This is a genomic window from Vibrio sp. 1F169, assembly GCF_041439605.1.
In the GTDB taxonomy this organism is placed as follows: Bacteria; Pseudomonadota; Gammaproteobacteria; order Enterobacterales; family Vibrionaceae; genus Vibrio; species Vibrio tasmaniensis_A.
In genome coordinates, this window is sequence record NZ_JBGOOI010000023.1 from 15,970 (window position 1) to 29,358 (window position 13,389).

At 43.8% G+C, this 13,389-nt stretch carries 9 protein-coding genes; 8 read left to right on the forward strand and 1 reads right to left on the reverse strand.

Annotation, left to right across the window (positions count from 1 at the left end):
• Positions 1–16: 16 nt before the first annotated feature.
• The 8 genes from ACED53_RS11205 to ACED53_RS11240 all read left to right on the forward strand — a co-directional run bounded on the left by ACED53_RS11205 (position 17) and on the right by ACED53_RS11240 (position 11,769).
• Entirely contained in the window at positions 17–2,356 is a 2,340-nt protein-coding gene (locus ACED53_RS11205; RefSeq protein WP_017101955.1) for a patatin-like phospholipase family protein, read from the forward strand.
• Between the two features lie 272 nt (positions 2,357–2,628).
• The gene (gene acnB, locus ACED53_RS11210) at positions 2,629–5,217 is read left to right on the forward strand and encodes a bifunctional aconitate hydratase 2/2-methylisocitrate dehydratase (protein ID WP_029225612.1); all 2,589 of its coding nucleotides are present in this window, start codon (positions 2,629–2,631) and stop codon (positions 5,215–5,217) included.
• 282 nt (positions 5,218–5,499) lie between these two features.
• On the forward strand, positions 5,500–5,868 hold the full coding sequence (locus ACED53_RS11215; RefSeq protein ID WP_029223087.1) for a YacL family protein: 369 nt from the start codon (positions 5,500–5,502) through the stop codon (positions 5,866–5,868).
• Positions 5,869–6,094: 226 nt separating this feature from the next.
• Positions 6,095–6,433: a P-II family nitrogen regulator gene (gene glnK / locus ACED53_RS11220; protein ID WP_004738200.1), complete on the forward strand. Its 339-nt coding sequence runs from the start codon at positions 6,095–6,097 to the stop codon at positions 6,431–6,433.
• Between the two features lie 27 nt (positions 6,434–6,460).
• On the forward strand, positions 6,461–7,690 hold the full coding sequence (locus tag ACED53_RS11225) for an ammonium transporter (RefSeq protein WP_017097325.1): 1,230 nt from the start codon (positions 6,461–6,463) through the stop codon (positions 7,688–7,690).
• Between the two features lie 164 nt (positions 7,691–7,854).
• A complete protein-coding gene (locus tag ACED53_RS11230) occupies positions 7,855–8,871 on the forward strand; it encodes a Fe(3+) ABC transporter substrate-binding protein (RefSeq protein ID WP_012604721.1) in 1,017 nt (338 codons plus the stop codon).
• 244 nt (positions 8,872–9,115) lie between these two features.
• Positions 9,116–10,741: an iron ABC transporter permease gene (locus tag ACED53_RS11235; RefSeq protein ID WP_017100558.1), complete on the forward strand. Its 1,626-nt coding sequence runs from the start codon at positions 9,116–9,118 to the stop codon at positions 10,739–10,741.
• Complete coding sequence (locus tag ACED53_RS11240; protein WP_017097323.1) at positions 10,741–11,769, forward strand: ABC transporter ATP-binding protein; 1,029 nt, start codon at positions 10,741–10,743, stop codon at positions 11,767–11,769. The genes ACED53_RS11235 and ACED53_RS11240 overlap by 1 nt, the downstream gene beginning before the upstream one ends.
• A 157-nt stretch (positions 11,770–11,926) precedes the next feature.
• Here ACED53_RS11240 and ACED53_RS11245 read toward each other — a convergent pair whose 3' ends face one another.
• Positions 11,927–13,339 carry a phosphoglucomutase/phosphomannomutase family protein gene (locus ACED53_RS11245; protein WP_009847570.1) on the reverse strand — a complete coding sequence of 471 codons (1,413 nt, stop codon included), beginning with the start codon at positions 13,337–13,339 and terminating at the stop codon, positions 11,927–11,929.
• Positions 13,340–13,389 lie beyond the last annotated feature (50 nt).

The window sequence follows — 13,389 nt, forward strand, 5'->3', positions numbered from 1 at the left end:
AAGGATAGTTTAGATAATGATTTCTCGTTGGTTAGTGAGTAGCTTGGGTATTGTCGGTACTGTGATCAGTTTTCAACTGTTTGCCGCTACTGCAGCACAGGTTGATTCATCAGAACATGTTGAACTTAAACAAGCTCATAAAAGGCCAACCGTTGCTGTCGTTCTTGCTGGTGGTGGGGCAAAAGGTGCAGCTCACATCGGTGTGCTTAAAGCCCTAGAAGAGATGCAAATTCCGGTTGATTACATTACCGGTACCAGCATGGGCGCATACGTTGGTGGTCTTTATGCGACAGGGATGAGCGCTGATGAGATCGAGAGCTTTATTTATACGGTTGATTGGAATCGTGGTTATCGCGATCGCGTTAACCGTAGTGATCGCCGTGTGCGAGACAAAGAATATGAAGACCGTTATCAACTGAATACCGATCTCGGTTTAGGTTGGGGCGAAATCAAAGCCAGAAAAGGTGTGGTTCAAGGTCAGAATATGTTGCGTATTCTGCGCGAGACCACAGGTAACCTCTCTCCACTCGACTCTTTTGACCATCTTGCTATACCCTACCGTTCAGTCGCAACTGACATTATCGAACTGGAAGAGGTCGTCATCGATCATGGTCATCTTGTCGATGCCATGATGGCCAGCATGTCGGTACCCGGAGCACTTCCTCCTTATGAAGTTGATGGGCGAATGTTGGTCGATGGTGGTGTCACCAATAACATGCCTGTTGATGTTGCTAGAGCGATGGGGGCTGACATAGTTATTGCGATTGATATCAGTACTAACTACAAAAGCAAAGAAGACTTCACTAACTTTTTAGCCGCAGCAGACCAACTCTCTAATTACCTTGTTCAACGCAGCACTCAAGAGCAAGCCGCGACGTTAACAGACGATGATTTTTTCCTACGTCCTGATGTTGGGCAAATGGAGACCACCGAGTTCGATAAAATGCCGACGGCTTATCATGCTGGATACGAAGCAACAAGGCAGTATACGGATCAGCTTTCTAAGTTGGCGCTCTCTAACGCAGACTATCAAAAGTATATCGATCAGAAACAGCAAGCTCGAAAGCAGCTAAAACATGGCGACCAGACTGTCGTTGATAGAGTTGTTATTAACAACAACACCCACTATTCAGATAAGTTGATCGAAAATCGTTTAAACCTCGATTCTGGTCAGGTTATTAAAACCAGTGAAATCGAATCTAAAGTGAAAGATCTTTATGCCTTAGATCGGTTCGAGTTGGTTACTTATGAATTTGAAAATGTTGATGGTGAGGATCAACTGCTGGTCGATGTGAACGAAAAATCTTGGGGTCCAAACTACCTCAATTTTCGATTCTTTCTTGAAGATGATTTCTCTACAACCAGCCAGTACTCGCTCGGTGTCTCTGCCAACTTTACCGATATTAATAAGCATGGTGCAGAGCTAAGAACTAATATCGAGATGGGAACGGACAAACGCATTGAGGCGGAACTCTTCTCACCATTCTTTTCGAGTCAAAAGTTGTTCACATCTGTGTCTATTGCTTACAGCAACCAGAATCGAAACCTGCCAGCAGGAATCGGCGAGATTGGAGAACCTACACTGGATGCAACCAAAGACTACTTACCAATGTCTTATCAAGAGTATCTGAGTGAATTTGCATTGGGCTATCAACCGACATTGTGGCAAGAGCTGAAATTTGGTGCACGTTATACCGATGGCAGTATTGAGGTGGCATCATTACCTTCACTAGGAAGTGGTGGCTATAAACGTATTGGTGCCTTTGCCAGTTATAGATTGGATACTTTGGATAACTTCAGTCTTCCTACCGAAGGTTATTTTGTCGATTTAGAGTACCTTATCTCTCATGACGATTTTGAGAATGAGAGCTCTAATGGTGGTTCAGATTTCTCTTCTGAGAGTGATACAGTCTTTGAACTTTCGGCCAATTTTATGGCAGCACAAAGCATTGAAAAGCATACTTTAGTCGCAAAGGTTGATTACGGCATCGTAGAAAGTAAAAACTCAGTCTTTCCGATTGATCCGAAAGAGCTAGGAGGGTTCCTTAATCTATCCGGTATTCCAAGAAATAGTTTGATCGGTCAGAACTTAGCTTACACCAGTTTGATCTACCGTTATAAGTGGTTTGAAAATGACTTCGGCCTCTTTGAATCTCCGTTCTACGTGGGCGCCTCTATTGAACATGGTGGTGTTTGGTCGAACAATGACTTAAAACTGGATGAAGCTCCAATGTATACTGCAGGCTCTGTTTTTGCGGGTGTCGACTCACCCATCGGGCCGATCATATTAGCTTATGGTCGAACCGAAGATAACTTTGATTCGGTGTATCTGATTGTCGGTACTTCCTACAAATAATCATGCGTAGAGTCACCGTTTAACTGCGTAAATAGGCAAAAATAGTGGGACTTTCGTCTTAACTTGCTATGTTGGTCAAAATGATAAGATTTTAATTTAACGTTAAATTTGCTATTCTACCGCCCACAGTTTGGCCTCTATGATGCCGCTCATCAATACAAATTGAATGACAAAAATGGCAATGGAGAGCCAAGTTTCCAAGGATGTTCGCTTCTTTATTTTACTAATAATTATGAAGGTAAGAAGTGAACCGCAATGAGAGGAAAAAAGTCGTGCTTGAAGCCTACCGTAAACACGTCGAAGAACGTGCTGCCGAGGGAGTTGTCCCAAGACCACTAGATGCTGAGCAAGTCGCTGGCCTAGTTGAACTTCTAAAGAATCCACCTCAAGGTGAAGAAGAAATCATTCTTGAGCTACTAGAAAATCGCATTCCACCGGGTGTAGATGAAGCTGCTTACGTAAAAGCTGGCTTCCTTACGGCTATCACTAAAGGTGAAGTAGCTTCTCCACTAGTAAGCAAAGCAAAAGCTGCACAACTGCTTGGTACTATGCAAGGTGGTTACAACATCGAGTCTCTAGTGTCTCTGTTAGACGATGCTGAGCTTGCTCCAATCGCAGTTAAAGCCCTGTCTCATACTCTACTGATGTTCGATGCGTTTTACGATGTAGAAGATAAAGCGAAAGCAGGTAATGCTTCAGCACAACAAGTACTTCAATCTTGGGCTGATGCTGAATGGTTTACAGCGAAAAACAAAGTAGCGGAAAAGATCACCGTTAAAGTATTTAAAGTTACCGGTGAAACTAACACTGATGACTTATCACCAGCGCCTGATGCATGGTCACGTCCTGATATCCCAGTGCACGCGAAAGCGATGCTGAAGATGGAACGTGATGGCATTACTCCTGATGAACAGGGTAGCGTTGGTCCAATCAATCAAATTGAAGAAATGCAAAAAGACGGCATTCCACTGGCTTACGTTGGTGATGTTGTTGGTACAGGTTCTTCTCGTAAATCGGCAACAAACTCAGTACTTTGGTTCATGGGTGAAGATATCCCATTCGTACCAAACAAGCGTACTGGCGGTGTTTGTCTGGGTGGTAAAATTGCCCCAATCTTCTACAACACAATGGAAGATTCAGGCGCACTACCCATTGAACTGAACGTACAAGACATGAACATGGGCGATGTCATTGATATCTACCCGTACGAAGGTGTTGTTCACAAGAACGGTTCTGTGATTTCAAACTTTGAGCTAAGCAAAGTACTTCTTGATGAAGTGCGTGCTGGTGGCCGTATTCCACTGATCATTGGTCGTGGCCTAACGGGTCGTGCTCGTGATGCTCTAGGCCTAGCTGAAACCGATCTGTTTGCTAAACCAATCGATCCTTCTGCTTCTGATAAAGGCTACACATTAGCTCAGAAGATGGTAGGTAAAGCGTGTGGCGTTGAAGGTGTGCGTGCGGGTCAGTACTGCGAACCTAAAATGACGACAGTGGGTTCTCAAGATACTACGGGTCCTATGACGCGTGATGAGCTGAAAGATCTGGCTTGTCTTGGTTTCTCTGCAGATCTTGTGATGCAGTCTTTCTGTCACACATCTGCATACCCGAAACCAGTTGATGTAAACACTCACCATACACTGCCTGATTTCATCATGAACCGTGCAGGTGTTTCACTTCGTCCGGGCGATGGTGTTATTCACTCATGGCTAAACCGTATGCTTCTGCCTGATACTGTAGGTACAGGTGGTGACTCGCATACTCGTTTCCCTCTAGGTATTTCATTCCCTGCTGGTTCTGGTTTGGTAGCATTTGCTGCGGCAACAGGCGTTATGCCTCTTGATATGCCTGAATCTATCTTGGTTCGCTTTAAAGGCGAAATGCAACCGGGTATCACACTACGTGACCTAGTACATGCAATTCCGCTTTACGGTATCAAGCAAGGTCTACTAACGGTAGAGAAAGCAGGAAAGATCAATGAGTTCTCTGGTCGTGTACTAGAAATCGAAGGTGTTGAGCACCTATCTGTTGAGCAAGCATTTGAACTTTCAGATGCATCAGCAGAGCGTTCTGCGGCAGGTTGTACGGTTAAGCTATCTCAAGAGTCTATCGATGAGTACCTGAACTCGAATATCGTTATGCTTAAGTGGATGATCGCTGAAGGTTACGGTGATGTTCGTACGATTGAGCGTCGTATTACCGCAATGGAAGAGTGGTTAGCGAACCCTGAGTTGCTATCTGCTGATTCAGATGCGGAATACGCACACGTTATCGAGATTGATCTTGCTGACATCGATCAACCAATCCTATGTGCACCAAACGATCCAGATGATGCTCGTCTTCTTTCTGACGTTCAAGGCACTGAGATTCAAGAAGTGTTCATCGGTTCTTGTATGACCAACATCGGTCACTTCCGTGCTGCAGGTAAGATGCTAGAAGAGTTTAATGGCTCTTTAAATACTCGCCTATGGGTTGCTCCGCCAACTAAGATGGATAAAGACCAACTGACAGAAGAAGGCTACTACGGCATCTTCGGTCGTGCTGGGGTTCGTATTGAAACTCCGGGTTGTTCATTATGTATGGGTAACCAAGCTCGTGTTGCTGATGCTTCGACGGTTATGTCTACGTCTACTCGTAACTTCCCGAACCGTTTAGGTAATGGCGCGAACGTTTATCTGGCTTCTGCTGAGCTTTCTGCTGTTGGCGCGATTCTAGGTCGTATCCCAACGAAAGAAGAGTACTTAGAGTACGCTGAGAAGATTAATGCAACGGCTGCTGATACATACCGTTACCTGAACTTCCATAAAATGGGTCAGTACACGGATAAAGCAGACACAGTTATCTTCCAAGAACCAGCTTAGTTCCTCGTTATATTTGTAGCTGCAGCGTTGTTGACTGCGTACGTTCACCGGAGCGCCGGCCGCCCTAGTCACATAGAGCTTCTATGCTCATAGGGATGAACGTACTTGTCGCCTAGCTGCAACTCCAACTATTTAGAGGAACCCAAATGATAGAGCGTCTACTTCGGTAGGCGTTTTTTTATGTCTGAATGTTAGTTTACGAGCGACTCGATCTCTTGATGACTTCGCTATATACTCTCGCCTCATTTTTTACCCTATCTGTCATTAGTGCGCGGAGCCTTTATGGAATTTGAATTTACACGAAACACTTTAATGGGCGAGTACTATGTAAAGTGCAGCATGGGTCATGAAATTGTTGGCCGCTGGCTTCAAGAAGAGATCGGGAAAGATAAGCAGAAACTGGATCATGTGATGGCGTTGATTGAGCAATCTCGACAAGATCTGAGCAATGAAGTGACGCTACTAGGCAAAGAGATCAGCCTAGCGATCAATGAAGACGACGTAACGATTCAAGAAAATGTGCTAGGGCACGAACAAGAGATGGAAGAGGGCAGTGAGTTCGATTTCTATAATTGTGAAAGCGAAGCAAGCTGCGGAATTGACGATTTCGAGTTGCTCATCGAACGTTGGATTGATTTTTTAGGTTACTAGTTGCTAATGATTTTGCATCGTGAAAGTTTCGTGGCCCAAAACTAGAGCAACGACAGTGCAACGCATTAAGATAGTGAAAAGGCCGCACCACATTGGTGCGGCCTTTTTCGTTTCCAAAACGGTATTGTTTCTATTTTATTTAAAATCAACAACTTAAATTTCTGGCACGCTACTTGGATTGTAATAAGAGTATTAACGGATTAAGTGAAGAATTTAAGGAAAGAATATGAAATTAATAAATGCCATTGTAAAGCCGTTCAAATTAGACGATGTACGCGAAGCGCTCTCTGATGTGGGTATTGAAGGTATGACGGTTTCTGAAGTGAAAGGCTTTGGTCGTCAGAAGGGGCACACTGAATTGTATCGTGGTGCAGAGTACCAGGTGGACTTCCTACCAAAGGTAAAGCTAGAGATTGCAACCCAAGCTGAAAATGTTGACCGAGTTGTTGAAGCGATTAGCCAAGCGGCACACACCGGAAAAATCGGCGATGGCAAAATTTTTGTGTATGACCTAAGCCAAGCCGTACGAATTCGTACCGGTGAAATGGATGCTGAAGCACTTTAAAGAATTACAAGGACTGGAGACTTTAATATGGAACTTACAACAACAGTAACGGAACTACGTTACGCACTAGACACTTTTTTCTTTCTCATTTCAGGTGCGTTGGTCATGTGGATGGCTGCAGGCTTCGCGATGTTAGAAGCTGGCCTTGTTCGTTCGAAGAACACCACAGAAATTTTAACTAAGAACATTTGTTTGTACGCGATTGCTTGTACGACTTTCTTAGTCGTTGGTTACAACATTATGTATGTCGATAACGGCGAAGGTGGCTGGTTACCGTCATTTGGTACTCTGATTGGTACTCAAGGCGAAGGTGCAGACCACTCATTAGAATCAGACTTCTTCTTCCAAGTCGTTTTCGTTGCAACAGCAATGTCTGTGGTATCTGGCGCGGTTGCTGAGCGAATGAAACTTTGGTCATTCCTTATCTTCTCTGTCGTGCTAACAGCATTCATCTACCCAATGGAAGGTTACTGGACTTGGGGCGGTGGTTTCCTATCAGAAGCCGGCTTCAGTGACTTTGCTGGTTCAGGTATCGTACATATGGCTGGTGCTTCAGCAGCCTTAGCGGGTGTTCTTCTGCTGGGTGCTCGTAAAGGTAAATATGGTAAGAACGGTGAGATCTACCCGATTCCAGGTTCAAACATGCCACTGGCAACGCTAGGTACATTTATCCTTTGGTTTGGTTGGTTCGGTTTCAACGGTGGTTCTCAACTTATGGTTTCTGACTTTGAGAACGCGACAGCGGTTGGCCAAATCTTCCTTAACACTAACGCAGCAGCAGCAGCAGGTGCTATCGCAGCACTACTAGTATGTAAAACGACTTGGGGTAAAGCTGACCTAACAATGATTCTTAACGGCGCGTTAGCTGGCCTAGTAGCAATCACTGCCGATCCTTTATCACCATCACCTTTATTTGCTGTAGCGATTGGTTCGGTATCTGGTGCATTGGTTGTATTCAGCATCATCGCTCTAGACAAAGCTAAGATTGATGATCCAGTAGGTGCTATATCGGTACACGGTGTGTGTGGTTTCTTCGGTCTAATGGCTGTGCCACTAAGCAATGCTGATGCAACGTTTGGTGCTCAACTATTGGGTGCAGCAGTAATCTTTGCATGGGTATTCGGTGCTAGCCTAGCGGTATGGGCAGTGCTTAAAGCAACAATCGGTATCCGAGTAACTGAAGATGAAGAACTTGAAGGTATGGACATGCACGATTGTGGTGTCGGCGCCTATCCAGAGTTTGTGTCTGTAAAATAGAACATTATGTATTAATCCATAATTTACAAATATTTACATATTACCCACTTGAAACCTGCTCTCATGAGCAGGTTTTTTTGTGCTCTATCATTGAAATTAATATTTTAATAAATATAATAACGCAACTGATATAGATTATCATTTCGATATAAAGGACTTTACCAATGAAAAAATTGCTAACTCTTTCAGCTCTAGCATGTAGCGCAATCGCACCAACGGCTGCAATCGCTGCTGAAGAAGTAAACGTATACTCTTACCGTCAACCTTTCCTTGTTGAACCTATGTTTGATGAGTTCACAAAAGAGACAGGCATCGAGGTGAATGTTAAGTTTGCTAAGAAAGGTTTAGCAGAGAAGCTAGCTCAAGAGGGCGAATACAGCCCAGCAGATGTGGTATTAACTGTTGATATCAGCCGTCTATCTGAGCTAACTGAAAAAGGTTTAGTTCAAGCTGTAGAAAGTGATGTTCTAGAAAAGAATATCCCAGCTCAGTACCAAGACACAGCTAACGAGTGGTTCGCTCTAACAACTCGTACACGTAGCGTTTACTCTTCTCGTGACCGTGTTGGTCGTCTAGGTGAAGATTTCACTTACGCTGATCTAGCTAAGCCAGAATTCAAAGGTAAAATCTGTACACGTAGTGGTAAGCACCCATACAACGTTTCTCTAGTATCTTCGATGATTGCTCACAAAGGTGAAGCTGAAACGAAAGAATGGCTAGAAGGCGTAAAAGCAAACCTAGCACGTAAGCCTCAAGGTAATGACCGTGCACAAGTTAAAGCGATCAAAGAAGGTCTATGTGACGTTTCTCTTGGTAACAGCTACTACTTAGGTAAGATGGTTAACGATAAAGAGCAAAAAGCTTGGGCTGACGCTGTTTACCTTAACTTCCCTAACCAAGAGACAACAGGTACTCACGTAAATATCTCTGGTATGGCAATGGCTAAATTCTCTCCAAATAAAGAGAACGCAGTTAAGCTAATGGAATTCCTATCTGGTGACGTGGCGCAAGGCATGTACGCAGAAGTGAACTACGAATACCCAGTTAAAGCTGATGTTAAACCTTCAGAGCTTGTTGCTTCTTGGGGTGAATTCAAAGCTGATACAATTTCTCTAGATCAGATTGCTGACCACCACGCAGCTGCAATCAAGCTACTAGACGAAGTTAAGTTCGATCTATAATTTTTTACTGTAGGCTTCGGCCCAAGTAAAATGACAGCCTCAAGCCGCCATTTCGGTAACTTGGGGTTGTTTTGTTTTGGAAAATCACTTTTTGATACAAAGCTCCCCGTTAATCCCCAGAGTTATGAGCATCTCACCTTGAAGTCATTACAGTATATGGGTATAAATAACCCCCCCATTAAAAGGATATGAGATGTATTTGCAAATGCATTTGTGTTTCATTAAGCCTCGTTGTAGTTAGGCGATGAAAGAAAAGAATTATTTATGGAACACCAGTAGCTGCATCATTGCTGTATTGCTGGTTTTACCGATTTTAGCGATTTTTACGACTGCTGTTGGAGAAACAGATGAGCTGTTTTCTCATCTTATGTCCACAGTAATGCCCGCCTATACTTATAATACGGTGGTTTTAGTCATAGGAACCTTATTCCTGTCTTTGGCTTTTGGTATTCCGTCAGCTTGGATTATGGCAATGTGCCGTGTTCCAGGAGAGCGCGTTTTACAGTGGGCGTTAGTGCTGCCATTAGCCATGCCAGGCTATATTGTCGGGTATATCTTTACCGATTGGTTCGACTTTGCTGGTCCGGTTCAAATTCTGCTACGAGATTTAACAGGCTGGGGGCCCGGAGAGTACTGGTTCCCAGACATTAGAACCTTGTTCGGAGCTATTATTGTTCTGTCACTTGTTCTTTACCCCTATGTTTATTTGCTATGCCGCGCGGCTTTTATGGAGCAAAACGTCTCCTTATTGCAATCCGCTCGGTTGTTAAAGTGTTCACCTTGGGAAAGCTTTCGTCGTATTTCCTTGCCGCTTGTTCGTCCATCAATGGCGGTCGGGCTATCACTGGTTGCAATGGAAACCATTGGTGACTTTGGTACCGTAAGTTACTTTGCAGTCAATACCTTAACGACTGCGGTTTACGATACTTGGTTAGGTTACTCAAGCTTAACGGCTGCTGCGAAAATATCGGCGATTATGCTGATTATCGTGATCCTACTATTGAGTTCAGAGCGCTATAGCCGTCGCAAACAGAAATTATTCCAGAATCAATTCAGTAGTCGTGAAGATTTTCGTTACGACCTTTCCGGTTGGAAGAAGTGGTTAGCATTGTTTTGGTGTTGGGGGTTGGTGTGTGTCGCATTCTTGTTCCCTCTTGCCCAGTTAATGATTTATGCCTACAAATATTTTGCTCAAAGCTGGACCCCTGAATTTAGAGAGTATGCCGTTAATAGCCTTTATGTTTCGGTAGTTGCTGCAATTATTGGTGTCGTTATTGCTTTGATTGTGAACTTCAATCAACGTGTTAGCCCAAGTAAGAAAAATCAGGCTTATATGCGTATCGCTTCCATGGGCTATGCCGTTCCAGGCACCGTGTTAGCCATTGGTGTGATGGTCCCAGTTTTGTTTATGGATCACTTAGTCAACGATATTGCAAAAGTGATGGAATGGACAGGACCAGGTTTGATCTTCTCTGGTTCTATGTTTGCACTTATCTTTGCCATGGTCGTGCGTTTTTCAGCGGTTGCAATTGGCAGCATTGAAAGTAGCTTGAGTAAAGTTTCTCCTTCATTGGATATGGCATCTAAAACAATGGGTTGTAACACCAACCAGATGTTACGTCGTGTGCATCTCCCTCTGATTAAGCGTGGTGCACTGATTGCAGGCTTATTGGTGTTTATCGAATCAATGAAAGAGTTGAATGCGGCATTGTTGCTGCGTCCTTTTAATTTCGAAACGCTCGCGACTTATGTTTATAACTATGCGTCAGATGAGCACCTTGAATTAGCAGCCATGCCTGCTGTGTTGTTAGTCTTGGTGGGTTTAATTCCGCTGATCATCGTAAACCGTTCCTTGGAGCAGAAACACTAATGAGTTGTGCATTATCAATTAAAGATCTGACTTGTAAGTACGAGTCCCAAACTATTTTGGAATCTCTTTCTTTAGAAGTTGAGCATGGTGAAATTGTTTGTCTGCTTGGTGCCAGTGGTTGTGGTAAGACTACGCTGCTTAAAGCGATTGCCGGCTTGCTTCCATTGAGTAGTGGCGTCATGAGCTTGAACTGTCAAACCATCGACGATGGAGACAACTGGTTACCACCTGAGCAGAGAAACATCGGAATGATCTTTCAAGATTACGCCCTGTTTCCGCACTTGACGGTAAACCAGAATATCTGCTTTGGCCTCAAAGGTCTTTCTGAACAGCAAAAGAAAGAGAAAGTTCAAGAGATGTTGGAGCTAGTTCACTTAGATGAATTCGGTGACCGATACCCACATCAACTTTCTGGTGGTCAACAGCAGCGCGTAGCGATTGCTCGTTCTTTAGCGTACAAGCCAGACTTATTATTATTGGATGAACCCTTCTCAAATATTGATACTCAAGTTCGCCATGAGTTGATCTCTCAGATTCGTAAAATATTTAAAAAGCAGGGTGTTACTGCTATTTTTGTAACGCACAGCCGTGAAGAAGCATTCGCTTTTTCAGATAAAATGGCGGTAATGAACCATGGTGTGATTGAGCAATATGGTTCAGCATCTGAGTTGTACTTCCACCCATCGAGTAAGTTTGTTGCTGATTTCTTAGGTGGTGGTAGCTACTTGAATGCACAGCGTATTTCAGATAATGAATTTGAAACGAGCTTGGGTCTGATAGAAGCGAAAGCACAAACTCAAATCGAAGTGGGAGCGGAATGTGCGTTGTTACTAAGACCACAGCATATAGTGGCGAGTCATGATGTCGACAGTAACCTGTCCGTGTTGGAACAACAATTTATGGGCGACCACTGTCGTTATGTGATTGAAGCTAACGGTCAGAAACTGTTAGCAACGTCTTCTGAGGCTCTAGGTGTTGGTATGCCAGTCACCGTCAAAGTAGATACCAAAGGTGTATTGGCGTTTTAATGATACGCAGTAAGTATCGTTCTGCCGAAAAGTAAAATACATTCGTAAAAAAGCCCAGCACTTTGATACAGAGTACTGGGCAAGAGTTCTTCACCTACAGGCTTTAACAAGGCAGTGGTTTGTTAAGTCCCATTCAAAACTGCTGCACTCTATAAATCTATAGAGAGAGGAAGTCTTTCACTTTTTGAAGAACACGTTCTGCAGTGTCTTTATCTTCCATTTCTGCGAAGATTCGCAGTAACGGCTCTGTTCCGGAGAAGCGAGCAATGACCCATCCGCCATTCTTGAAGTACACTTTGGCACCATCTTCATAGCTAACTTTTTCAATTTCGTATTCAAATTCAGGCAGTTGCTTCTCTACGTAAATCTTGGTGTAGAGCGCTTCTTTCTCTGAAGGCTTAAACTGGCAATCTCCTTCTGCCGTGTAGGCATAGCCATACTTAGAGTAGATTTCATCAAGTAACTCAGATAACTTTTTACCTGTTACACTGATCATCTCAACCAGTAAGCTTGAAGCAAATACGCCATCCTTACCTTTGATATGACCTCGAATGGTTAAACCTCCCGAGCTTTCACCACCAATCAGTGAATCATCTGCTTCCATTTGAGAGCTGATATGCTTAAAGCCTACAGGAACCTCAAAGCTCTTCTCACCATGATCTGCCGCTACTTTGTCGAGTAGATGCGTGGTGGCGATGTTACGAACGACAGAGCCCTTCCAGCCTTTGTATTCCAGTAAGTAGTAGTAAAGTAGGAGTAGCACTTCGTTAGGATGAATAAAGTGACCTTTCTCATCAATGATGCCTAAACGGTCGGCATCGCCATCAGTACCAATACCAATGTCATAGCCTTCAGCTGCCACTAAATGTTTTAGGCGGTATAGCGTTGCTGCATTTGGGGACGGCATAAGACCGCCGAAATCTGGGTTCTTACCATCGTTGATTACGTCGACATCACAGCGACCGTTGATCAGTACGGTTTGCAGAGCATTTTTCGCAACACCAAACATTGGGTCAATCAGTACGCGCAGGTTGGCTTTCTTTATCGAGTCGATATCAATGAAGTTGATGATTGAATCAACAAAGTCGTTCATCGGGTTGATGATCTCGATTTCTTTGTCGTTTAACGCTTGTTCGAAATCGACTCGTATAACATCTTCGTTGGTCAGTGTTGCGATTTGCTGTTCGATCTTCTCTGTGATGATCTCGTCAGCATCGCGTCCACCTTCAATGAAGATCTTTATGCCGTTATAGTCCGCTGGGTTGTGAGAAGCGGTAATACACGCAGAGTAAATACATCCCATCTCTTTTGCTTGGAACATCACGATAGGTGTTGGAACGAACTTATCAATGAAGCTTACTTTGATGTTGTTCGCCGCAAGTACTTCTGCAAACCAGCATGCCGCTTTATCTGAAAGGAAGCGACGGTCATAGCCAATAACGAAGCCATTCTTGGCTGCATCTTCATTATTGATGATGTTAGCGAGCGCTTGCGCTACAAGGCGAACATTGTCTCTGGTGAATTCTTCACCAATGAAAGCGCGCCAGCCACCTGTACCAAATTTAATCATTAGAAAATCCTTTTAGTCTCATTGCCTCAAGTCGATAAAGACTTGAGGCA